Source organism: Peribacillus sp. FSL K6-5616 (genome assembly GCF_038008245.1).
GTDB classification, from domain to species: domain Bacteria; phylum Bacillota; class Bacilli; order Bacillales; family DSM-1321; genus Peribacillus; species Peribacillus frigoritolerans.
The window spans coordinates 1870785-1895454 of the sequence record NZ_JBBOYT010000001.1; the positions used below are offsets into that span (position 1 = coordinate 1870785).

At 40.1% G+C, this 24670-nt stretch carries 19 protein-coding genes and 1 pseudogene; 11 read left to right on the top strand and 9 right to left on the bottom strand.

The window, feature by feature from the left end; genetic code table 11:
• Positions 1-3 precede the first annotated feature (3 nt).
• The 6 genes and pseudogenes from nadX to MHB45_RS08950 all read left to right on the top strand — a co-directional run.
• Positions 4-789: an aspartate dehydrogenase gene (nadX, locus tag MHB45_RS08925; protein ID WP_034312299.1), complete on the top strand. Its 786-nt coding sequence runs from the start codon at positions 4-6 to the stop codon at positions 787-789.
• A gap of 38 nt (positions 790-827) precedes the next feature.
• Positions 828-2129: an aromatic ring-hydroxylating oxygenase subunit alpha gene (locus tag MHB45_RS08930; RefSeq protein ID WP_048678822.1), complete on the top strand. Its 1302-nt coding sequence runs from the start codon at positions 828-830 to the stop codon at positions 2127-2129.
• Between the two features lie 21 nt (positions 2130-2150).
• Positions 2151-2660, top strand: coding sequence for an aromatic-ring-hydroxylating dioxygenase subunit beta (locus MHB45_RS08935; protein ID WP_048678819.1), 510 nt, complete (start codon positions 2151-2153; stop codon positions 2658-2660).
• A 34-nt stretch (positions 2661-2694) separates the two neighbouring features.
• A complete protein-coding gene (locus MHB45_RS08940; RefSeq protein ID WP_237766606.1) occupies positions 2695-3483 on the top strand; it encodes an SDR family NAD(P)-dependent oxidoreductase in 789 nt (262 codons plus the stop codon).
• Between the two features lie 40 nt (positions 3484-3523).
• Positions 3524-4273: a VOC family protein gene (locus MHB45_RS08945; protein WP_318266046.1), complete on the top strand. Its 750-nt coding sequence runs from the start codon at positions 3524-3526 to the stop codon at positions 4271-4273.
• Between the two features lie 30 nt (positions 4274-4303).
• Positions 4304-4483 (top strand): annotated as a pseudogene (locus tag MHB45_RS08950) (VOC family protein); the annotation flags it as partial.
• A 673-nt stretch (positions 4484-5156) separates the two neighbouring features.
• On the opposite strand, the gene MHB45_RS28265 reads toward MHB45_RS08950, so the two are convergent.
• Positions 5157-5411 carry a GntR family transcriptional regulator gene (locus MHB45_RS28265; protein ID WP_081088771.1) on the bottom strand — a complete coding sequence of 85 codons (255 nt, stop codon included), beginning with the start codon at positions 5409-5411 and terminating at the stop codon, positions 5157-5159.
• Between the two features lie 433 nt (positions 5412-5844).
• Here MHB45_RS28265 and MHB45_RS08955 point away from each other — a divergent pair, with 433 nt between their 5' ends.
• Positions 5845-6837: a D-cysteine desulfhydrase gene (locus tag MHB45_RS08955; protein ID WP_048678816.1), complete on the top strand. Its 993-nt coding sequence runs from the start codon at positions 5845-5847 to the stop codon at positions 6835-6837.
• Between the two features lie 623 nt (positions 6838-7460).
• Here the strand turns inward: MHB45_RS08955 and MHB45_RS08960 are convergent.
• From MHB45_RS08960 to MHB45_RS08980, 5 genes are all read right to left on the bottom strand, one after another.
• Positions 7461-9092, bottom strand: coding sequence for an amidohydrolase (locus MHB45_RS08960; protein ID WP_048683831.1), 1632 nt, complete (start codon positions 9090-9092; stop codon positions 7461-7463).
• 41 nt (positions 9093-9133) lie between these two features.
• Entirely contained in the window at positions 9134-10477 is a 1344-nt protein-coding gene (locus MHB45_RS08965) for an APC family permease (protein ID WP_340907691.1), read from the bottom strand.
• A gap of 230 nt (positions 10478-10707) precedes the next feature.
• A complete protein-coding gene (locus tag MHB45_RS08970; protein WP_072273784.1) occupies positions 10708-12327 on the bottom strand; it encodes an amidohydrolase in 1620 nt (539 codons plus the stop codon).
• Positions 12328-12360: 33 nt separating this feature from the next.
• Positions 12361-13698, bottom strand: coding sequence for an APC family permease (locus MHB45_RS08975; RefSeq protein WP_340907693.1), 1338 nt, complete (start codon positions 13696-13698; stop codon positions 12361-12363).
• Positions 13699-14205: 507 nt separating this feature from the next.
• The gene (locus MHB45_RS08980) at positions 14206-15087 is read right to left on the bottom strand and encodes a MerR family transcriptional regulator (RefSeq protein WP_142398470.1); all 882 of its coding nucleotides are present in this window, start codon (positions 15085-15087) and stop codon (positions 14206-14208) included.
• Positions 15088-15516: 429 nt separating this feature from the next.
• Here MHB45_RS08980 and MHB45_RS08985 point away from each other — a divergent pair, with 429 nt between their 5' ends.
• Positions 15517-16020, top strand: coding sequence for a DinB family protein (locus tag MHB45_RS08985; protein WP_048683816.1), 504 nt, complete (start codon positions 15517-15519; stop codon positions 16018-16020).
• Positions 16021-16625: 605 nt separating this feature from the next.
• Positions 16626-17276 carry an RNA polymerase sporulation sigma factor SigH gene (gene sigH, locus MHB45_RS08990; RefSeq protein WP_072272925.1) on the top strand — a complete coding sequence of 217 codons (651 nt, stop codon included), beginning with the start codon at positions 16626-16628 and terminating at the stop codon, positions 17274-17276.
• A gap of 285 nt (positions 17277-17561) precedes the next feature.
• Here sigH and MHB45_RS08995 read toward each other — a convergent pair whose 3' ends face one another.
• From MHB45_RS08995 to MHB45_RS09005, 3 genes are all read right to left on the bottom strand, one after another.
• Complete coding sequence (locus MHB45_RS08995; RefSeq protein ID WP_072272405.1) at positions 17562-18920, bottom strand: IS1182 family transposase; 1359 nt, start codon at positions 18918-18920, stop codon at positions 17562-17564.
• Positions 18921-19235: 315 nt separating this feature from the next.
• Complete coding sequence (locus tag MHB45_RS09000; RefSeq protein WP_048681548.1) at positions 19236-19550, bottom strand: iron-sulfur cluster biosynthesis family protein; 315 nt, start codon at positions 19548-19550, stop codon at positions 19236-19238.
• 236 nt (positions 19551-19786) lie between these two features.
• Positions 19787-20695: a LysR family transcriptional regulator gene (locus MHB45_RS09005; protein WP_048681546.1), complete on the bottom strand. Its 909-nt coding sequence runs from the start codon at positions 20693-20695 to the stop codon at positions 19787-19789.
• A 315-nt stretch (positions 20696-21010) separates the two neighbouring features.
• On the opposite strand from MHB45_RS09005, the gene MHB45_RS09010 reads away from it, so the two are divergent.
• Positions 21011-22828, top strand: a complete 1818-nt coding sequence (locus MHB45_RS09010) for an assimilatory sulfite reductase (NADPH) flavoprotein subunit (protein ID WP_072272927.1) — start codon at positions 21011-21013, stop codon at positions 22826-22828.
• A 26-nt stretch (positions 22829-22854) separates the two neighbouring features.
• Entirely contained in the window at positions 22855-24573 is a 1719-nt protein-coding gene (cysI, locus tag MHB45_RS09015; RefSeq protein ID WP_072272928.1) for an assimilatory sulfite reductase (NADPH) hemoprotein subunit, read from the top strand.
• Positions 24574-24670: the final 97 nt, after the last annotated feature.

Genomic DNA, 24670 nt, shown 5'->3' on the forward strand with positions numbered 1-24670 from the left:
TACATGAAGTTAGGTTTAATCGGGTGCGGTAATATCGGAAAATTTCTGCTTCAGGCCATTAATAACGACGGACTTCTTCCAGGTGGAAGAATCGTTGCGATTTATGCCCGCCGTGAAGAAGTTGCGGCACAATTAGCTGAAGAATTCAGGACACAGCCATATCGTGATGTCGACGAACTTCTTAAATCCGATGTTGATTTAGTCATAGAGGCTGCAACGATAGAAGCAGCTGAAGAGTATGCATTGAAAGTGCTTAAAAGCGGGAAGGATCTCTTGCTAAGCAGCATTGGCGTTATGGCGAATTCCGCCTTTGAAGAACAATCAAACCAGATTTGTAAATTGAATAACGTGAATATTCTCCTTCCGTCTGGTGCGATTGGAGGTCTAGATGTACTTAAATCGGCAAAAGCGGTGAATGGCCTTGAATCTGTTTGCATCACCACAAGAAAACCGCCAAACGCATTGCCGGCAGGGTCTTCAGTGACAGAAGAAACGGTATTATTTGAAGGAACTGCTGCAGAAGCGATCAAGCAGTTTCCGAGAAACATTAATGTTGCGATTGTGCTGTCTATGGCTGGTCTTGGATCAGAAAAGACGAAAGTGAAAATCATTGCCGATCCAAATGTGTTAAAAAACAATCACCTGATAGAAGCGTCAGGTTCGTTCGGGAAACTGAAACTGGAAGTGGAAAATGATCCGATGCCAAATAACCCGAAAACGAGTTATCTAGCGGCATTAAGCGTTTTGGCGACTCTACAAAACAAGGAAAAAAGCGTTCAGATCGGGTAATGCATAATGATGTAAAGCTTGGAAGGGAGAGAAAAAGTATGCTTAAAACTGAAAAATCCTTAGAAGAAATGTCGAAACAGCAAGTTGTTGACTATTTGAACGAAACGGTTAAACCAGAGGAAGGCGTTATACCTGCATACCTCCTTGGAGACCCAAAGGTTTATGATATAGAACATGAAAAAGTGTTTTTGAAAACATGGGTTTTTATCGGCCATGATTCTGAAGTACCGAACAAAGGAGACTTCATGACCCGTGAACTTGCTGGCTACTCGCTCATCATTACCCGTGATGCTGAAGGGGAAATCAGGGCGTTTTATAATATGTGCACCCATCGCGGAATGAAACTATGCCGTGCAGATAAAGGGAACAAGTCATTATTTACTTGCCCCTACCATGGTTTTAATTTTAAAAACACTGGTGAACTCGTAGGAGTGCCATTACAAAAGGATATATATGGGGGGAACCTTGACCGCTCGGAAATGGGCCTTCACAAAGTAAAGCTTGAATCCTATAAAGGTCTTTTATTTGGAACTTGGAATGAAGATGCAGAGCCGCTTGAAGAGTTTCTTGGAGACATTAAATGGTATTTGGATATCCTTGTAGGACGTGCAGAAATGGAAGTAATCGGAGTTCCGCAAAGATTCGTTGTTAATTCAAACTGGAAAGTTGGTTCCGATAACTTTGTTGGTGATTCCTATCACACGATGGTCACACACGGATCCATTGCCAAACTGGGCATGGTGCCCAATGCTACCTATTCAAAGCGCGGTTTTCAAATCCATACGGATAACGGGCATGGACTAAACTTAGGGACTCCTAATCCTGACTTCGCTTTCCCGGAAGAATTGAAAGATGAATTTAAAACTAATTTGTCTGAAGAACAATATGGAGTGTTATCAAACTTAAAGAATATGATTGGGAATGTCTTCCCTAACTTATCATTTTTAATATCCCATACAAAAATCAAAGACCAATTCATCTCCAACACTTCAATAAGGATGTGGCGGCCAATCGGTCACAATAAAATGGAAGTGATTGCTTGGATGCTCGTGGAAAAGAAAGCCTCCCAAGATTGGAAAGATAGATCAAGAGATTCATTTATCTTGACCTTTAGCCCATCCGGTATTTTCGAACAGGATGATACGGAAGTTTTTACTGATATCACTGAAGCAGCCCAAGGACCAATGCCTTTCCTAAAGAATCTAACCTACAATTATACAATGGGTCTTCATCGTGAACCAGTTGATTTTATAGGTCCTGGTGTTGCTTACGATGATAAATTCACTGAAGCGAGCCAAAGGAATTTTTACAAGTACTGGCTTGAATTGATGACGAAATGAAAAACGGGAGGGGGAACGGAAATGAATGTGGAGAAAATGTTGCTCAAATGTCAATTTGAACAATGGCTGTATGATGAAGCTCAATTACTGGATGATATTGAATTTGATGATTGGTTCGATTTAATGCACTCGAGCTTACGCTATCAAATGCCTGTACGTGTTAATAAAGAAGGGGTGGAACGCCCGGATTATTCAACGGAAATGTTTACATTTAATGATGATATTGAGCTGCTGAAACTGCGAGTGGATCGTTTGAAAACGGATTATGCATGGGCGGAAATACCGCCATCAAGAACACGGCGTTTTGTCTCAAATGTACGCGTTAAAGACTATGTTGAAGGTGAAAAGGCAGTCGTCAAGAGCTACCTGCTCATCTATCGTAGCCGCAGCACGGATATTCAACATGATCTGATTTCGGGGGAACGAAATGATGAATTCATTTTCGAAGAAGGTAAATGGAAACTTTCCAAACGAATATTCATTGTTGATCAATCAACGATAAATACCAGAAATCTTGCTATCTTCGTATAATGTTGACTTGGTTAAAAAGAGGAGGCTGGTTACAATGGCAATGGCGTTAAAGGATAAAGTAGTGTTGATTACCGGTGGCAATTCAGGTATCGGGGAGGCTGTCACTAGACGTTTCATACAAGAAGGGGCAAAAGTCAGCATCATCGGCCGCTCGATAGAAACGCTAAAGAAAATGAAAGCGGAATTTGGTGAAGAGATTCTCATTAACCAAGGCGATGTAAGCAAATATGAAGACAATGAGAGGGCTGTCCAGGCCACTGTCGAGCAATTTGGAAAGCTGGATGTTTTCGTTGCCAATGCAGGAGTCTTTGATGGATTTGCTAAATTTGCCGACGTAGCTCCCGATGCACTTTCCGATGCATATGATTTTCTGATCGATATTAACGTTAAAGGATCCTTCTTCGGTGCTAAAGCCGCTCTTGAAGAACTGCAAAAATCGAATGGCAATATTATTTTCACCGTGTCCGGTGCCAGTTTTTATCCGGATGGCGGCGGGGTGTGGTACACAGCAAGCAAGCATGCCCAAATAGGGCTGATGCGCCAACTTGCCTTTGAACTCGCTCCTAACATCAGGGTGAATGCTGTAGCGCCTGGTGGCACTCTGACCGCATTATCGGTCATTCCTCCCCTACGTCCATTCGTTAAAATCGTGGATAATGAAACGAAGGCAAATAGCATAAAAAAAAGAAACCCTCTTCAGCTTGCACAGCTGCCCGAAGATCATGTAGCTGCATATGTCCTATTGGCATCAGACGCAGCGCGTGCAATCACCGGCGAAGTCATCTCCAGTGATGGAGGATTGTCCGTTCGCGGACTGGGTTGAGTTCATAATAAAATAAACTATGGGAAGTAGGTTTATTAGTATGGCTGAATCACTATTGGGCAATAGGAATATTAATCAACTCGCATTTGTTGTAAAAGATATTGAAGCTGCTAATATAGCTTTCACAAGACTGCTGGGCATTAAGAAGGCAGAACCATTTCTAACTGGTGACAGTTCTGTTTCGAAAGTCACTTTTAGAGGTGTACCAACGGAATCGCAATCCAAACTGGCTTTCCTGAATACACCGACCGTCCAATTTGAACTAATAGAACCCGATAAAAATCCAGGAACGATGCGTGAGTTCCTGGATGAAGTAGGTGAAGGGATCCACCATATAGCTTTTGATGTGGACTCTATCCAAAAGAGGCTGCCAATCATGGAGAAAAATGGTTACCCAGCTTTGCAAACGGGTGAATTCACTTCAAGTGACGGCCGATATGTATATGTGGATACACTAGATGATCACAAAACGTTAGTTGAACTGCTTGAAAGTGCGGAGCCAAGAGTAACGGCATGGGAAAGACCGGAAGATGACAGCATTCAACCGCTACTAGGGACTAACAAAGTGGAACAGCTTGCGTTTGTTGTCAAAGACCTTGATGCGGCTTCAGATGCATATTGTAAGTTGTTGGGTGTTGAAAAACCTCCCATCATCCATTCTGGTTCATCCGATATTACAAACGTGATTTACAAAGGGAAGCCCACTGAAGGCAAATCAAAATATATGTTCATCAATACTCCGTTCATTCAAATTGAATTGATCGAGCCTGGCGAATCACCCAGTACGTGAAAAGATCATCTTGAAACATATGGTGAGGGTGTTCACCACATCTCTTTTGTCGTCAAAGACATGGAGGCTAAAATGAAGATGCTGGAAGAAATGGGCTATCCGGTCATACAGACAGGAAACTTTTTTAACGGAAAAGGCCGGTATGCCTATATGGATACAAAAGCGACCTTTAAAGTGATTATTGAATTGCTGGAACGTTTTGATGAGTAAACAAGTAACAATGATCATCAAAAGGTGTTTGGATGAATTGTCTGGGCAATTGGAACTTACATAATTAGAAATAAGAACCCCAAGGGTCATTCAATCGAAAAACCTAGCCGTTTTCCCACCTAATCAGCTGATTAACTACCTAGAAGCGCAACCGTAAAAAGCATACAAGGCAATGGTCGGGAAGGGGACTTCAACCATGGCCTTGTACGGTTCGAATAAAAGTGAAAAATTTAACATCAATATGGATCGTATTGTCCTTTATTGATTTTTCTACATCTTTGTCACGAATTGCCTGGATTAACTGTAAGTGCTCGTTGTTTCGTTTCTCATATCAAGATTTATCAACCAATGTAACATCCTCGTTACGGGCCGATAAAAAGGAAATTCGAAAAGAAAGCCATGATGAATCTGTAGTCTTTTGGAGAAAGGTATTTCTCGAGTAGGAATATAATAAGCGGTGAAATTCAATGTTTGCACGAATTTCGCTATTCGGTCATTTTTATTTATTGCTTATTGCAGTTTATCCGTTGCCCATTCCAGTCTTTTTCTCCTCTTCCGTAATTCCTTCACAGTCTTTTTGTATAGAATGGTTTTCGAGCATTTTTCTGATTTCCAATTCCTCCTGCAAAAGTTCAATATCCACATTGGATATGACCATCCCTATGCACAGGTTTCACCTGAAGCAAATTTTCCTGTTCCAATTTCCCAAAGCTTCACAAACCGGTGTACGGCTACAATTGAATTGCTGGGCGATATCATCTTCCGTTAAACGGACTCCGGGTAAAAATATCCCTTCAATGATCGCATTTATAATAACAAAAAATATAGCTTCCCTTAAGGGCTTAGAATAATAATGTTCTATATTGTTCTGTACTATATTGATAGTGACTGGTTTCCATGGTGTTTCTTGAAAAATATAAAAGTATATTTATTTTATCTTAAAAAACGAGTGAAGTCATTTCAACGCTTCATACTTTTTATTATTTATAAAATTCAATGGGATGGATGAAACTATTTATTACTAAAGACGCTCAAAAGGCTATCTGTCCATATTGGCAGGGGATAAATCAGGGGAGCCCCCACCCATGCTGTAACTGGGAAACTGCCTGATACTTTTGCGGAAAAAAGGTGGTCATAGAATAAGGGGAAGCACTAATAGTAGGTTTTGATATCATTTTGCCCTGACGAATGATGGATATGAAAATTCTTTTTAACAGATAACCATGCTAGAAGGGTGATTCATGTTGCTCGATTACATAAAGATGCTATGATTGAAAACGAAGCTTATTTTAAACGAAAGAGAATATCAGATTGATATTTTCTTTCTTTAATATACATAGAGGAAGCAGGAGGAGTTATTAATGAACTTAGCACAATTTCCCAGGAAACGATATACACCGACATATACACCAGTTGAGAGACTAGATCATTTTTCTGAAGTTCTTGGGGGCCCATCCATTTACGTTAAACGAGACGATATGCTTGGTCTGACGGCAGGCGGAAATAAAACAAGGAAACTGGAATTCCTTGTTGCCGATGCATTGGACAAAGGCGCGGATACATTGATTACATGTGGAGGCATTCAATCCAATCATTGCCGCTTGACACTAGCTGCTGCGGTTAAAGAGAAAATGAAATGCATCCTAGTGTTGGAAGAGGGCCTTTCAAATTCTGAACCGGATTTTAATGGTAACTATTTTCTCTACCATTTATTAGGCGCTGAACAAATCAAAGTAGTGCCTAATGGAGCTGACTTAATGCAAGAAATGCAAAAAGTGGCTAAAGAGGTGACAGAGAAAGGACATCAACCTTACATCATCCCGGTTGGGGGATCCAATGTCATTGGTGCGACGGGATACGTTGCATGTGCTCAGGAGATCTTGGCCCAGTCCTTTGAGCAAGGAATTGATTTGAAATCAGTTATTTGTGTAAGCGGCAGTGGAGGAATGCATGCTGGTTTGGTGGCAGGATTTCATGGAAATCACAGTGGAGTATCGGTAATTGGAATAAACGTAAGCAGAGGGAAAGCTGTACAAGAAGAGAAAGTTTTTCAGCTTGTTAAGGAAACTTTAACACATATCGGCATTCCGAATTCAATTCCTCGTGAGGCTGTTACGTGTTTTGATGAGTATGTCGGCCCGGGTTATGCTTTGCCTACACCTGAAATGGTGGAAGCAGTCAAGCTAATGGCAAGAACGGAAGGGATACTGCTGGATCCGGTATATACGGGGAAAGCGGCAGCAGGACTCATCGATTTAATACAAAAAGGCACCTTTAAGCCGGAGGATAACATTCTATTTGTTCACTCTGGCGGTGCTTCATCGCTATACGCCAATACGTCTCTCTTTAATTGAGATTTTACGAACCAACTGGTTCGCCGGCACCAGTTGGTCTAAAGTAATCATTTCAAGTTGATCTCGTTGAATAGAATGATGTTCCGAAAGCATCCTCATCACCTCAAGTTTTTAATAGATCTATTTTAAAACAAGGCTCTTTTCGTAAAGATTGATGTTTTTAAAACGAAACTATTTAAGGTTGATTGGAGCGGAAGTGCGAGACTCCTGCGGGAGCAGCGGGACAGGTGAGACCCCACAGGCGTTTACGCCGAGGAGGCTCACCGCCCGCCCCGCGGAAAGCGAGCATCTGGAGGGGAAATCAACCACAACTCACTACCTGGTAAATAGCAACAAAGTATGTGGAAATAGCCTAAAACAAAAAAGACTCTAGGCAAAAGTGTTCTATCTAAAAGGTAAGTCAAAGTTGATTGGAGCGGGTGAACGATACTCCTGCGGGAAAAGCGCGCCTAGGGAGACCCCACAGGCGAAAGCCGAGGAGGCTCCCCGCCCGCCCGCGGAAAGCGAGTGCCCTACGTTCCAATCAACGTCCAAATTGTACAAGTCATAAAAAAGGACAAACTCGATTTGGAGTTTGTCTACAGTCTGAGAGGATTCCACAGTTGTAGAATCCTCCTTTAATGTTACTTTTCGATTAAAGATGTCGTATGATCAAAAACAACTTTTCCATCTACGATCGTTAGCTGTACCTTTGTATTGGGAATTTCTTCTACTGGTATTTCAAAGAGATTTCGTTCTAATACTACGATATCAGCAAGTTTTCCTACTTCTAATGTTCCCAATTCCTTCTCCCTAAAGGAACCATAAGCTGATCCGGCTGTATAAGCTTTCAATGCTTCGGCAAGTGTGATGCGCTCATGTGGATGCCATACCGTTTTTCCGCTGCTGTCGATTCTCGTTACTGCCCGATAGATTTGCAGAAGCGGATCAAGGGTATCGATTGGGAAGTCCGTTCCGAATGCCAATTTCGCTCCGGCTTCTTGCAGTGTATTAATCGAGAAAACATACTTTTCTCGTTCTGTACCAATCCGCTCGGTATAAACACCTCTTTCAGACATCGCAAAGTGATCCGGCTGCATTGAAGCGGTCACGCCTAGCTCTTTGAAACGATGAATATCATCAGGGTGGACCACTTCAATGTGTTCAACAGAATGACGCGAATCTCGTTTACCGTTTGTCTTTTGCGCTTCCTCATAGGCATCTAAAGCAAGGCGAATCGCTCCGTCGCCAATTGCATGAAAACGAATGCTGAAGCCTTCTTTATCAGCATCAACGACCCATTTTTTGATTGTTTCAGGAGGGAACGATGATTCACCTCGTGTATTCGGTTGATCAGCATAAGGTTCAAGTAAATACGCGGTACGGGCTGTAATGACGCCATCGATAAATTGTTTAAGTCCTGACACACGAAGTTTGTCCGATTGATACGTATCTCGTAATTTTTTGACACGTTCAAGATTGCCATTTAAAGCTGGCCATAAATGAATGCGGGCAGTTAAATCTCCATTGTCTTCAAATTCTTTGAAAACATCATAATCATTAAGCATTTCCAATGCTTCTATTGCGAATAAGTCGTGGACGGATGTTACTCCTAAACCAGCCGCATGAGTGAGGAAATTCGTGAAAAGTTCTCTCTTTTGTTCTTTTGTAAAATCATAGGCATGGAGGATAACCGCTTCCATTGCTTTTTCGTATAAAAGACCATTAGGTTCCCCATTTTCGTCTTTTCCAATCATTCCATACGAAGGGTTTTCCGTATGACGGGTAATATTAGCGATTTCAAGTGCCTTTGAATTTACCCATGCGTAATGACCTTCGGCGTGAAACATAAGCACCGGACGGTCGGGGAGAATGCGGTCCAATGAAGACCGATTCGGTAATTGCTGCGTATCCCAATATCCTGCATCCCATGAAGCGCCGATTATCCAAGGATCTTGCGGGCGCGATTCGGCAAATTCACGAATCATTTCCAACGCTTCATCTTCTGAACGGGCTGGGAATAAATTGGCACTATTCATCGAAACAGCCCCATCCATCATGTGAAGATGGAAATCATGAAAACCCGGTAGAATAAATTGGTCATTAAATTGATGGATTTTGGTTTCCTCGCCTGAATAAGGTTTAACCTCCTCTTCAGATCCAACCGCAATGATTTTATTGTCCTTAATCGCAATCGAGGCGGGCTCCGGTTGATCAGAAATTCCTGTAAATACAGCATTACTTGAAATAATTACATCAGCTAGTTGTTGATTCATTATCTATCATTCCTTTCAATTCTATAGAATAGCTTCTATTATTAAGCTTGTTCAATGGCAAGCTCAGGAGGCGGCTGTCTAAACATTTTTGTAAGGTTAAGAAGGTACACAAATCCGATCGCAAACCAAGTTCCTCCCAGTATTAACGAATAGATGTCTAACTTTATCCAAAAGAAACCTGTAAGAGAAGCACCAATTAACGGAATGATAAGGTACCGAATGGTCCCCATTAAGGAACGCTGCTTTTTTCGGAAATAATAGTGAGCGATAACCGAAATATTAACGAAAGTAAAAGCGAATAATGCACCAAAATTTATAAGAGATACGGCAGTTGTAAGGCTTAAGAAAAGTGCGCTTAGAGCAACGCCTCCTATAATTAATATGTTGAAGACAGGTGTACGATATTTAGGAGAAAGATATCCAAATATTTTGGCAGGAAGTACACGTTCACGTCCCATTGCAAATAAAATACGTGAAGCACTTGTTCCTGACGCAATAGCTGATGAAAAACTTGACATGATTCCTTCAGCGAGCATATAACTTATCAAAAAGTTACCCCCGATATACATTGCAATTTCCATATAGGCAGCTTCCGGGGCTTTAAATGATTGATAGTCAGGCCAGACAAGCTGTAAAAAGTACGAACCGATAAAATAATATAATCCACCAATGATTGTTACAAGATAAATGGCCCTAGGTATGGATTTTCGCGGGTTTTTCGTTTCTTCAGAAAGAGTTGTTACTGCATCAAATCCTAAAAAGGAAAAGCATAAAATAGGGATGATGGATAGGAAGCCCGGCATATTTATATTTGAATCAATAAACGGGAGGATCGAAAAAAGCGTTCCTGCACCTTGACCATTTAAAAGCCCCTTTATTGAAAAAATGATGAACAACGCAAGTGTTCCGAATTGCAAGAATAGAAGCCCCATATTAAGCTTAGCCGCTACCTTAATACCGAGAATATTTATAATCGTAACCGTGACGATAAAGAGAATAATCCAGACGTACATAGGAATTAAAGGGAAATAGGCTTTCATTGCAATTCCTAACAATAGAGCACTGATCATTGGACTGAACATATAATCCAGTATAATGGTCCAACCTACGAGAAAACCAATGTGAGGACTTAGGGATTTTTGCGTAAACGTATAGGCTGCACCCGCCTTTGGAAAGGCTTTGACCATTTGCGCATAGCTGTAGGCTGTAAATAGCATAACGATAAAGGCAACGATATAAGCAGTAGTGATCATCCCGTTCGTGCTATGAACAGCAACTCCGTATGTTGAAAACAAAGTAGTTGGGGCCATAAAGGCCAAACCAAAAAACACAACATATTTTAATGGAAGTGAGCGTTTAAGAGTTGGTGAGTTTGAATTATTCATATATCAGTCCCCCTATTTAAATGGCCATCATAGTCATTCTTTATTCCAATCCCATACTGATTCCGCAAAGCAGACCGATCTCCATGCCCAACTTTTCTATAGTTTTTATTTTCCATAGAATGGTCTATTTTCTTATTGAATTTATAAAAATAATAAGTTGCATATTAAGTAAACGTTTGATGACAAAGATGTACATCCGCTAGTTGATCCTCTTATTCCGAATCGTTTACTTATCTTACTAAAGACCCGGCATAATCATAAACTACTTGACCGTCAACTATTGTTAACAGTACCTTTATATCTGGTATTTCTTCCACGAGTACTTCAAAGAGATTTCGTTCCAAGACGATAATATCAGCAAGTTTACCTGCTTCCAATGTCCCTAATTCCTGCTCTCTAAATGTACCGTAGGCTGGGCCACTGGTATAAGCTTTCAATGCTTCGGCAAGTGTGATGCACTCATGTGGATGCCATACCGTTTTTCCGCTGCTGTCGATTCTCGTTACTGCACGATAAATTTGGAGGAGCGGATTCAAAATATCAATTGGGAAGTCCGTTCCAAAAGCCAGTTTCGCACCGGTTTTTTGCAAAGTATTAATCGAGAAGACATACTTTTCTCGTTCAGCACCAACTTGTTCGGTGTAAACACCTCTTTCAGACATAGCTAAGTGATCTGGCTGCATTGAGACCGTAACACCCAGCTCACTAAAACGATGAATATCATCTGGATGAATAACTTCAATGTGTTCGACGGAATGTCGTGAATCTCGTTTACCATTTGTCTTTTGCGCTTCCTCATAGGCATCTAAGGCAAGACGGATTGCTCCATCTCCAATCGCATGAAAACGAATGCTGAAGCCCTCTTTATCTGCATCAACGACCCATTTTTTGATCGTTTCAGGAGGGAAAGACGTCTCACCGCGTGTTTCTGGTTGATCCGCATAAGGCTCGAGTAGATAAGCTGTACGGGCGGTAATGACACCATCGATAAATTGTTTAAGTCCCGACACACGGAGCTTATCCGATAGATATGTCTCTCGCAATTGTTTGGAGTGCCCAAGATCGCCATTTAATGCAGGCCATAAATGAATACGCGTTGTTAATTTACCGTTGTCTTCGAATTCTTTGAAAACATCTAGTGATTCTATTGTCTTTAAACCATGTAAGTCATTGACAGAAGTGACCCCTAAGCTTGCTGCGTGTGCCAAGAAATTGGAGAAGATTTCATTTTTTTGTGAATTTGAAAAATTAAAGGCATGGCGGATAACCGCATCCATTGCTTTTTCATATAAAATACCATTGGGTTCGCCATTTTCATCTTTTCCTATAATGCCATAGAAAGGATTTTCCGAATGACGAGTAATATTAGCAATCTCCAAAGCTTTCGTATTCACCCATGCATAATGGCCTTCAGCGTGAAACATGAGTGCCGGACGGTCTGGAAGAATATGATCCAATGAATGGCGAGTCGGTAATTGTTGTGTATCCCAATAACCTGCATCCCAAGTAAATCCGATTACCCATTGATTTTCCGGTTTTGATTCGGCGAATTCGCCAATCATTTCCAGCGCTTCATCTTCTGAGCGAGCGGCGAACAGATTGACACTATTGAGGGCAACGGCACCTTGCATGATATGAAGGTGGAAATCATGGAATCCCGGCATAATTAATTGGTCTTTAAACTGATAGATTTTCGTGTGCTCACCTGCGCAGTGTTTAATTTCTTCCTCAGTACCAATCGCAACAATTTTGTTGTCCTTAATTGCAATGGAGGCGGGTTCAGGTTGGTCGGAAAGACCTGTAAATACAGTATTACTTGATATAATTACGTCAGCTACTTGTTGACTCATCATCAATCATTCCCTTCTTTTATAGCTCTATTATTAAGCTTCCTCAAAGGCAAGCTCAGGAGGCGGCTGCCTAAACATTTTCGTTAAGTTTAATAGATAAATAAATCCGATAAGAAGCCAAGTTCCACCTAGTATTAGTGAATGTTTATCTAGATTTATGAAAAACAATCCAATTAGTGCTGCTCCAATAAGCGGGATAATCAAATATTGAATCGTTCCTTTAAAAGATCTCTGTTTCTTTTGAAAAAAATAGTAAGAAACAACTGAAAGATTCACAAAGAAAAAGGCAAATAACGCACCAAAACTAATAATTGATGCAGCTGTTGTTAGATTTAAGAAAAGAGCGCTTAATGCAATCCCGCCAATGAGTAGAATATTGAACACAGGTGTCCGGTATTTCGGTGATAGATAGCCGAAGATTTTTTTCGGCAATACATTTTCCCTTCCCATCGCATACAAAATACGAGAGGCGCTCGTTCCTGATGCCACGGCTGAAGCTGTGGTGGAAGTTAGCCCCACTGCCACAAAGAAGCTCACAAAAATGTTTCCGCCGATATACATCGCGATCTCTAAATAGGCGGATTCAGGGTTAGTGAAAGAATGGAACTCCGGATAAATTAGTTGTGCAAAATAAGAACTTGTGATGAATAAAAATCCGCCAATCATCGTTATGAAATAGATCGCTTTTGGCAACGTTCTCGTAGGGTCCTTCGTCTCCTCTGACAGAGTAGTTACTGCATCAAAGCCTAAAAAGCTAAAACATAGAATAGGGATAACAGATAGGAGAGCAGGTGCGCTAATTTCAGGATCATAAAAGGGAACGGTGGAAAATAATATCCCTGCTCCTTTTCCTTCAAGAAGACCTTTAATGGACAAAATAAAAAATAGTGCAAACAATAAAAATTGCAAGAAAAGCATATACGTATTAAGTTTCGCTGCTAATTTAATGCCAAGGATGTTGACAGCAGTAATAATCACAATAAATAAAATGATCCAAACAAACATCGGAATGGATGGAAAATAAGCTTTCAATGAAATTCCGACGATTAGGGCGCTGATCATCGGGCTAAATATATAATCAATGATGATTGTCCAACCAACGATAAACCCTATATGTGGACTTATTGATTTTTGCGTAAACGTATATGCTGCTCCTGCTTTTGGGAACGCTTTCACTAATTGGGCATAGCTATAAGCTGTAAATAACATGACAACTAAAGCAATAGCATAAGCCGTTGGCATCATCCCGCTGGTGCTGTTTACAGCAACCCCATATGTTGAGAAAAACGTTTTTGGAGCCATGAAAGCCAATCCGAAAAAGACGACATACTTCAAAGTAAGAGTACGTTTAAGAGTTGGTGAATTCGACATTAATCAATCCTCCTTGTGAATTTTTTACTAACGATCGTACACATTCATTAATGTGCACTTCACGAATAACTGGATTATTCGGATTGTTTAATTAAAAATTCCGCATATTCAGTTAATTGAAAGGTTATTTGTCTGGGCTCATTTTTGTTTTTAAGGATAACCAACATAAATAGTATCTACTTGTAAACGGATACAACTTGAGCTATGACTGAATGTTTTTAACCATTTTTTCACAATTGCCTGTCCTCTAATCGGCCGCAGAAAGGAGTTGGTAAAGAAGAGTAGCATAATGCAAGGAACAACATGGCCTTGTCTTTTTGATTTCACACTTTTTAATAAAAGGTATCACTCCTTAGAACCAAATGATTTTTCAAAATAATGGTTTACTATTTTCATTTAGGAATGCATCACTCCATTCAATATGTATAAATCCATTATAAAGTCTCGTCTAACACCAGAGTAAACAGCTTCGATACAAAAAAAACAGCCATCGAAATGATAATACTTTCATTTCGAAGGCTGTTCACTTGTTACTTTTTCTTTAATCGGAATTTGTATTTCATAATAAGCTTCATCATATTGATCGGTCAGAGAAACGTCAACCTGCATAATTCGAAAGGCGTCACCGGTAATAATATAGTCATGAGTATCGCAATGATGGAGTAGCTTTTTTAGCTGGGTTAGCATTTTCTCCCTTGTGAGTCCTCCATAATAGGAACATAAAAATAGCCCATTTTCAATTTTTTGGGTTGGTTGCTCTGACTCCTCATCCTGAACAAGAATGAATGATTGAGATTGATAGTCACTTAGGTTAGCGGAGAAGTCAGATGATTGACGAATTTCATCAAAATACTCTTTCTTGATAAAATCTCCAAATTTATTGCTGGCCAAAGCAGGAATGATTCCACCAATCTTGTTTTCGAGCTCCAAATATCCAAAATAAAGGTTTTCTGTATCCGCCCAACTTACCGATCTGGCTAGCTGGATGTATTCCCGTTCTTCAAATTGTTTTATCACGATATCCGAATTGCTGTAACTGTTTGTGAAATGTTCAATATTGTATAATCGTGTCATCAAAATATTATGGATATGTTGCAATTTCTTAATTTCTTCCTGTATATTAGCCATTGATTTTTGAAGTGATTGAACCGACTTTTTGACATTGCGGTTCGTAAGAAATTGCTTGATTTCCTCTAAGGAAAACCCGATGCTCCTTAACTCTTTGATCGTTCCGAGAACCTCATACTGGGAAATGGAGTAATAACGATAGCCAGTTTCGGGGTCAATATGATAAGGCTTTAGCAATCCAATTTTATCGTAATGACGCAATGTATCAACGGTTACACCTCGCAACTTCGCCATTTCTCCTATACTAAGCTTATTTTGCATGGCTTTTCTCCTAACCAATACTGAATTTATATATATTAATAACATGATTTCCCCCTATTATAAAGTAGCGATTCCTGTTGTGTATAGCTAGTGCCAGGAATATTTGTAGAGCACCGCTTTCATAAAATTGCAGTCACAAACTTAACGTCCAGTATTCGATTTAAACAGGGTTAACCATTTCAGCTCTTGAAATGAATATACTTTTTTGGACTTAAAGGTTTAAAATGCAGAAGAGGTAGTACAGTTCAACAGTTTTTCTTGGAAACTTGTAACCGAAACTTCCAGGCGGCCAGTACAAAGCAAAAGCAATGGTTTTCCAATTAGAATGGATATTATTTATTGCATGTTTAATGAGGAATTTGTAATGTGGGAACATATGTTTTATAATATACTTTAAGTAATTATCAATCGAAATAGGGGAGGTATTATATGTATATTTCAATTTCAGATTTTATTAAAGAATGGAATAAAGAAGCCATACTCACTCAAAATGTCTTGGATAGTTTGACTGATGAATCCTTAGAACAACAAGTTTATCCTGAAGGTCGCACTTTAGGAAGAATTGTGTGGCATTTCACCACGAATATTCCAGATTATCTAGCTCATTTCGGGTTAAAGATAGACCGGATAGAAAGTTCGGAAAACGTTCCATCTTCAGCCCGCGAAATTGCCATCACTTTTAAAAATGTAAGTTCTCATGCAGCCAAAATTATTGAACAACAATGGACAGACGAATCCCTGGGACAAATACAAGAAGCGTTCGGAAGACAGGAAACAAATGCTTCCATCCTTATGGGGCTAATCAAGCATATTGTACATCATCGCGGACAAGTTACGGTTCTGATGCGTCAAGCAGGAATTAAACCTTTTGGGGTTTATGGACCGCCAAAAGAAGATTGGATTCATTTAGGTGTGGAAAATCCACCGCTTTAATGACTTATGAATGCTTAAGTTAGGATCTTCTACATACTGGGCATTGGCGAATAATTAAATTCTAGTACTCCATATTATGACTGAGTTAATAATATGTTTTAGCATCCTTTGAAGGGTGCTTTTTTATTTTACGAAAGAAGGGTTTAAATGAAATCAGCTAATTTAGAGACGATGTTTTAAATACAACCCTTATTTTCCATCTGAAGCTAATGTAGGTAGGATAGATTCGTTCTTCTCCTTTTGGTTAGGCTCTATTAAATCATTAGTGCAGAATAGTTCTTTAAGATTATTATTATAATCATGCTATTTATAAGCCGCCATATGCTGAACCCCCACCATAATTACCACAACCGCCGGCACAACTATATCCGTCAATGATAAGGAGTTAAACAAAACGACTATAATGACGAAATCTTTACCAAATCAATTAAAGCTGACTGAAAGTTTCTAGTTATAAATATCTGGATTTTGTTGAAAAATGTCGTTATTTGCGAATATCATTATCGTCATTTCTGAGATATTATAATATTGAATGCACTTTAATACATTGAAGTAATAATGCATTCTTTATATCGGGGCTCAATTAAGTGAGTGGAGGAAAATAAATGAGTGTAATCATCGAGAAGAAACGTATGGAAAACTATACTCATATGGAAGATGCAATGTTGGTAGTGAAAATCCATAATGGTGATGAGGATGCACTGGACTTTTTAATCAATAAATACAGATGTGTCGTTCAATCAAATGCATTGAAGTATTTTTTAACGGGTGGAGATAAGGAAGACGTCTTTCAGGAAGGGATGATTGGGCTATATAAGGCCATTCGGGACTACAAAAATTGCAAAAAGGCGTCTTTCAGGTCATTTGCGGAACTGTGCATTACAAGACAAATCATAACGGCCGTAAAAGCGGCTATTCGCCAAAAGCATTCTCCCTTAAATAATTATGTTTCATTGTATATGCCTATCCATCAAGGGGAGTCGGAACAGGGTCTAATTGATCTAATCCCTGAACAGAGACAAAATGACCCAGTCACGATCTTAATAAAATCAGAAGAAATTTGTGATATTGAGCTAATTTTAACCGAAGTCCTTAGTGAGTTGGAAAGCAGTGTTGTGGACTTGTACCTGAAAGGAAAAACTTATTTAGAAATATCAAAGGAACTGAATGTTCAAAAAAAGACGATCGATAATGCACTTCAGCGGGTAAAAAGGAAGCTGGAGCGGCACCTCGAGTCCAGAAGAATGGAAGAATAATAACAATCATTCTTTAAACTTTCGGTCATTATTAATTTGTAAAATAACATTGAATCAATTAATAGATAAAAGTACTTGTTAAAGCATTTTCCTGGTAATGGAGCAGTTAGTGCAGTGCTATCCTATGGGAAATAAAATCTATGACCAAAAAAAGCCCTACTGAAACAGAAGGGCTCAGTTTGTAGACAAAAGGGGTTCGGAATTAAAAAATTCTGAACCCCTTTTGAAATTCCCTTTGAATTTTCGCCTAAAGTTTAGAGATTGGGGCTCTACGAGCCCACTATGTTAGGCCATTTTTGGACCTTGCCATGTCCAATTGGCCATCTTCTTTAAATTAATGGCAGCGAAAGTAAGCATCGCCTGCATCGACAATTTTTTAAGTCCCCTTAAAGTAGTCCAACGCATACCATGCTTTTCTTTTGCATCTGCGAATACACGCTCAATCGTTTCTTTACGTTTTGCATATATAGGTTTTACATCTTGATGATGACGCAGATGATCTGCTTCTTCCACATGTGTTTGCCAGATATGCCGTGTCACCACTTTTTGACAGTCTTTGCTTTCTGTACACCGAGATAAAAATGAGCATGTTGTACAAATTTGTTTTGGCGATTTGTACTCGCGATAGCCCTCTTTATTTGTTGTTGAGTACTTTAAAGTTTCGCCCGAAGGGCAAAGGTAACAATCAAAATGTTCATCGTATACATAGTCCTGTTTGCGGAAAAATCCTTCTTTGGTGCGAGGACGTGTATAAGGTAAAGCCGGTATGATTTCTTTGTTAAATAGGTAGCTTGTAATCGCTGGTGTTTTATAAGCTGCATCTGCGGCAACGGCTTCCGGTTTTCCAACTTTCTCAATCACTTGTTCAACTAGTGGCTCTAAGATCTGACTGTCATGTGTATTTCCAGGTGTTACAATCGTTCCCAATACAAAACCGTTGCGGTCTGCGGCCGCGTGGAATGAATAGGCAAACTGTTTTGTTCGTTCATCTTTCACATAGTAGCCACTCTCAGAATCCGTTGTACTTTCTTTAATCTCTTTGGTCTCTTCTTTATCAAATTTATCTGGTGGAAAAGGCTTTTTTCCATGGTTTTCACGATCTTGATTGATTTCTTCTTGAAGACGTCCTTGATACGCTCGTGTTTCTTTACGAACGATTTTCTTTTCAAATTTCCGTTTATTCGCACTGGCTTTCACATGTGTGGAATCCACGAAAACGTGTTCAGCACTTATTAACTTTTTATTAGCAGCTGTCATTAAAATGCGATAGAAAATCTGTTCAAACAGATCTGTATCTTTGAAGCGTCGCTCATAATTTTTCCCGAACGTAGAGAAATGAGGTACTTTATCATGGAAACCATAGCCTAAGAACCAACGGTAAGCCATATTGGTTTCAACTTCTTCAATCGTTTTACGCATGGAACGAATACCGAAGGTATATTGAATGAAAGTCAGTTTAACTAAAATAACTGGATCAATACTTGGGCGTCCTACCTCTGAATACATATCTTTCACCAAGTCATAAATGAAAGTGAAGTCAATGGCAGCCTCCATTTTACGAACCAAATGGTTCGGTGGCACCAATTGATCTAAAGTAATCATTTCAAGTTGATCTCGCTGAATAGAATCATGTTTAGAAAGCATCCTCATCACCTCAAGTTTTAATACTTCTATTTTAAAACAAACATGACTCCAGGCAAAAGTGTTCTATCTAAAAGGTAAGACAAAGTTGATTGGAACGGAAGGTACGAGACTCCTGCGGGAAAAGCGCGTCTAGGGGAGACCCCGCAGGCGAAAGCCGAGGAGGCTCCCCGACCGCCCGCGGAAAGCGAGTGCCTGGAGTGGAAATCAACGTCCAAATTGTACAAGCCATAAAAATAGACAAACTCGATTTTCATCGAGTTTGTCTACAGTCTGAGCCCTACTGAAACAGAAGGGCTTTTTACTATATTCATTTTTTTAATTCACTCTCTTCAATTGGAGATTATACCTCAATGTTTCATCGTCTGAATATAATTTATATCCAAGTCCGTCACTGTAATTGAGGAAGACTTTATCCGGAAGATGCTTTTTAGACTCACTTGAAATTAATATGGGGACTCCAGCAATTATGAATCTCTCATCATCTTCGTTCTTATTATCAATTTTCAATTCATGTTCCACATAAATTGAACAGCTCCCAACATAAATGGCTTCGATACGAATACCTTCATTCTCTTTATAATTCACTTTTAATAGTTGTTCAATCGCTGCTTCTTTAATCTCAATATTCATAAAACCCGCTCCCATATTATTTTTTATCTATACAATCTTCTATTTATTCGTATACCCAATTGTTTATAAGTTAATGTACATGAGAATGACAAGTTTGGATTTACTGAGACTTCTTATTAAGTATAATAAAGCCGATGTTCACGTCATCAGGCTTATGATTGTTTAATAAAATCACAAATAAGATCAAAAACCATGTCAGTAACTCCATCTTTGGAATTTTATTTTCTTTGCAATGATCATCCTATAGGCTTTGCTTTCATGGGCCACTTTTTGTTTAATTCAGTTATAAAAGTCTTTACATTTTTTTTATCTTTCATAATGGGGGAATAGACGTAAGAAAGTGTCCTGTTAAAGGATTCATCTTTTACCTGAATGATAGAAAGGATTTTATTTTGTACATCCCTTTCAATGACACTTCGGGAAAGCAGGGCCAGCCCTGATCCGTTTTTTATAAGTGTTTCTTTAATTCCTTGATTGCTGCTTATCGTGAGTATCGATTTAATTTTCAAACCATTTGAACGTATGACATGGTTAAGGTATTCTCTTGTACCAGATCCAACTTCCCTCGTTACCCATGCTTGGTCATGTAAATCAGTAATCTCCACATCGTCTTTATTAGCAAGTCCATGATTGTTAGAAGACACAATGAATAGCTCATCTTGCATGAATGGGTGAACAGAAAGCTCTTTTTCGTTAGTTTGACCTTCGATTAAACCAATATCCACTTTGTATAGCCGAACGGCTTGAACGATTTCTTCCGTGTTCCCAATTACCACTTGAAGTTCAAGTTCAGGATATTCCTCTTGAAGGTCGATGAGTAAAGAAGGAAGGATATACTCTCCTATTGTAAAACTCGCACCTATCTTTAATTCGCCCTTGATGGACCTATCGTGTTCCTGTATGTCTTGTCTGGTCTGTTCATAGATTGTGATCATTTGCTTGGCCCGGTCGTAAAGAATTTCTCCCGTTAAGGTGACTTTCAAAAATTTAGGAGAACGGAGGAATAATTTGGTTTGGAACTCTTCTTCTAATTTTTTAATATGTAAACTAACACTTGGTTGCGACATAAGTAGAATTTCTGCTGTTTTTGTAAAATTCTTGACTTCCACAAGGGTCACAAATGTTTTTAAAGCATCATAGTACATAGAAATTTCTCCTTATTATTAATATTTTTAATAGTTATAATAAATTATATATATTTTACTAATGATGTACCTTCCAGTAAAGTTTTAATGAGAAACTTATTTTAGGAAGAGTATAGGCTGGGAAAGCTATTGTCCTTTGTTGCGTGCTATGAACCTATATAACTGTATTTTTCATTTTTTTTGCAGTTAAAACCGACTTGGTCTATAGGAGTAAACGAGTTAATTAATTTATGGATCGAAATAAAATTTTTAAACCCACTCGTTATACATAATAATCAACTAAGATAAGTTAATATCCTTTGTGAGGTGGAAATCGTGCAACTTCAGGTAAGTAACAGTCCCTTTATTCAAGAGCAAGCAGAACTCCTTAACAGCCTGCTGCCAAGCTTGAACGAAACACAAAAAATTTGGTTGAGCGGTTATCTGACTGCATCTTTGTCAGTTTCGAACTCAAGTTCAGCCGAGGCCCCAGTATTGGAAGCTCAAGGCGGCGGGAAGACAATATCAAAAGAAGTGACCATCCTGTATGGTTCACAGACGGGCAATGCTCAAGGGCTGGCAGAAAATGCGGCGAGTAAGCTTGAGGGTAATGGCTTTCAGGTTACCATTTCTTCCATGAGTGACTTTAAAGTCAACAATTTGAAAAAAATCGAAAATCTTCTGATTGCCGTTAGCACGCATGGAGAAGGTGATCCGCCGGATAATACATTGTCTTTCCATGAGTACCTTCATGGCAGGAGGGCACCAAGCCTTGAGGGTCTCCGCTATTCGGTATTGGCGCTTGGGGACAGCTCATATGAGTTTTTCTGTGAAACGGGAAAACAATTCGATAAACGCTTGGAGGAACTTGGGGGGACACGGTTATTTCCGCGTATGGACTGTGACCTTGATTATGATGAGCCTGCTTCCGAATGGCTGGAAGGAGTCATTTCCAGTTTAAGTGAAGGGCAAGTCGGTTCTGCTGCTGCAGTTCCCGCAGCAAATGCTTCTGTAGGTGAACAAACTTCTTATTCGAGAACAAATCCGTTTAAAGCGGAAGTGTTGGAAAATATAAATTTGAACGGCCGTGGATCGAATAAAGAAACTCATCATCTTGAGTTATCTCTTGAAGGCTCAGGCCTTACATTCGAACCTGGTGACAGCCTTGGCATTTATCCGAAAAATGATTCGGACTTAGTGGATATGCTTCTTATGGAACTGGATTGGGATCCTGAAGAAACCGTGAAGGTCAATAAGCAGGGGGAACTTCGTCAGCTTAGGGAATCGCTCATCTCCGACTTTGAAATAACGGTATTGACCAAATCGCTCATTGAACAAGCGGCACAGCTTTCTGGTAACGAGGATTTAAAGGAGCTTTTAAAGCCTGGTAATGAAGAAAGGTTGAAAGAATATCGAGAAGGCCGTGATTTGCTTGATTTTGTCCGTGATTTTGGTTCATGGGGTGAATCGGCGCAAGAGTTTGTATCGATCCTTCGGAAAATGCCAGCCCGTCTGTATTCGATTGCGAGTAGCTTATCCGCCTATCCGGATGAAGTGCATTTGACAATCGGAGCTGTTCGGTATGAAAGTCATGGGCGGGAAAGAAAAGGGGTCTGCTCGATTTTATGTGCGGACAGATTACAGCCAGGGGACGTGCTGCCCATTTACATTCAGCATAACCAGAACTTTAAGCAGCCAAAGAACCCAGATACGCCAATTATCATGGTTGGACCGGGAACGGGCATTGCCCCGTTTAGATCCTTTATCCAGGATCGCGAAGAATCGGAAGCGAAAGGGAAAACGTGGCTCTTTTTCGGAGATCAGCATTTCGTGACGGATTTCCTTTATCAAACTGAATGGCAAAAGTGGTTGAAAACAGGTGTACTTACGAAAATGGATGTGGCCTTTTCCCGCGATACGGATGAAAAAGTGTATGTTCAAGACCGGATGCGCGAGCAAAGCGAGGAATTATACGAATGGCTTCAAAAAGGAGCAGCTGTATACATTTGCGGTGACGAGAAAAACATGGCACATGATGTCCATAATACGCTTATTGAGATCATTGAAAAAGAAGGCAATATGAGCCATGCTGATGCGCAAGCTTATCTAGAAGATATGCAACAGAATAAACGCTATCAACGTGATGTGTATTGAAATTTGGAAGAAAAGGAGATTACAACATGGTGAACCCACTATTGAAAGCACCAGCAGGCCCGCCAAGTGATGTTGAGCAAATTAAAGAAAGAAGCGATTATTTGCGAGGTACACTTGGAACAGTGATGCAGGATCGGATTAGCGCCGGTATTCCGGATGATGACAATCGACTGATGAAACACCACGGCAGCTATTTGCAGGATGATCGGGATCTGCGTAATGAGCGTCAAAAACAAAAACTGGAGCCTGCCTATCAATTTATGTTGCGTGTCCGCATGGCCGGCGGGGTTGCACAGCCTTCTCAATGGCTTGTTATGGATGACCTTGCCCAGAAATACGGTAACGGAACCTTGAAATTGACAACAAGGCAGACGTTTCAAATGCATGGTATTTTAAAATGGAATATGAAAAAAACCATTCAGGAAATCCATGCTTCCATGTTGGATACAATCGCTGCATGCGGAGATGTAAACCGAAACGTAATGTGCAATTCGATTCCATTTCAATCCGAAATCCATTCCGAAGTATATGAATGGTCGAAAAAATTGAGTGATTATCTATTGCCACGTACAAGGGCGTACCATGAAATCTGGCTGGATGAAGAAAAAGTTGTCGCTACTCCGGAATTGGAGGAAGTCGAACCAATGTACGGAAAGCTTTATTTGCCAAGGAAGTTTAAAATAGGCATTGCGGTCCCGCCATCTAATGACATTGATGTCTACTCCCAAGATCTTGGCTTCATAGCAATTGTTGAAAATGGAAAACTTGTTGGTTTTAATGTGGCGATCGGCGGCGGTATGGGAATGACCCACGGTGACAAGGCGACATATCCTCAACTAGCCACGGTAATCGGCTTTTGCCAGCCAGACAAAATACTGGATGTGGCTGAAAAAATCATTACGATTCAGCGTGATTACGGAAACCGATCCGTACGGAAAAATGCCCGGTTCAAGTATACGGTAGACAGGCTTGGGCTCGAACCGGTAAAAGCTGAACTGGAAAATCGTCTAGGATGGAAGCTGGAGGAAGCGAGAACTTACCATTTTGATAATAATGGCGACCGCTATGGATGGGTAAAAGGCATGCAGGGTAAATGGCATTTTACACTATTTGTCGAGGGTGGCCGAATTGCCGATATCAATGATTACAAGCTGATGACCGGTTTGCGCGAAATCGCAAAGATCCATACGGGTGATTTCCGATTGACTGCCAATCAAAACCTGATCATTGCAGATGTGTCAAGCCAGAAAAAGAAAAAAATCATAGAATTGCTTGAAACGTACGGTTTGACGGATGGTGCACATCATTCGGCGCTCAGACGCAGCTCGATTGCATGCGTGGCGCTTCCGACATGCGGGTTGGCAATGGCCGAAGCAGAGCGTTATTTGCCGGTTCTGATTGATAAAATCGAGGCCATCGTTGATGAAAACGGCCTGAGGAATGAAGAAATCACCATACGCATGACTGGTTGCCCGAATGGCTGTGCCCGGCATGCACTCGGTGAAATTGGTTTTATCGGTAAGGCACCTGGTAAATATAATATGTATCTCGGTGCGGCATTCGACGGAAGCCGATTAAGTAAAATGTACCGTGAAAACATCGGTGAAGAAGAGATATTAAAAGAGTTGCGTGTACTTCTTTCCCGTTATGCAAAAGAACGTCAGCAAGGAGAGCATTTCGGCGACTTCGTCATCAATGCAGGCATTGTCAAAGAAGTGACGGATGGAACGAATTTTCATGATTGATTAAAACAAATGAGAGACAGGAATAATTTCCTGTCTCAGTTTGTAGACAAAAGGGGTTCGGAATTAAAAAATTCTGAACCCCTTTTGAAATTCCCTT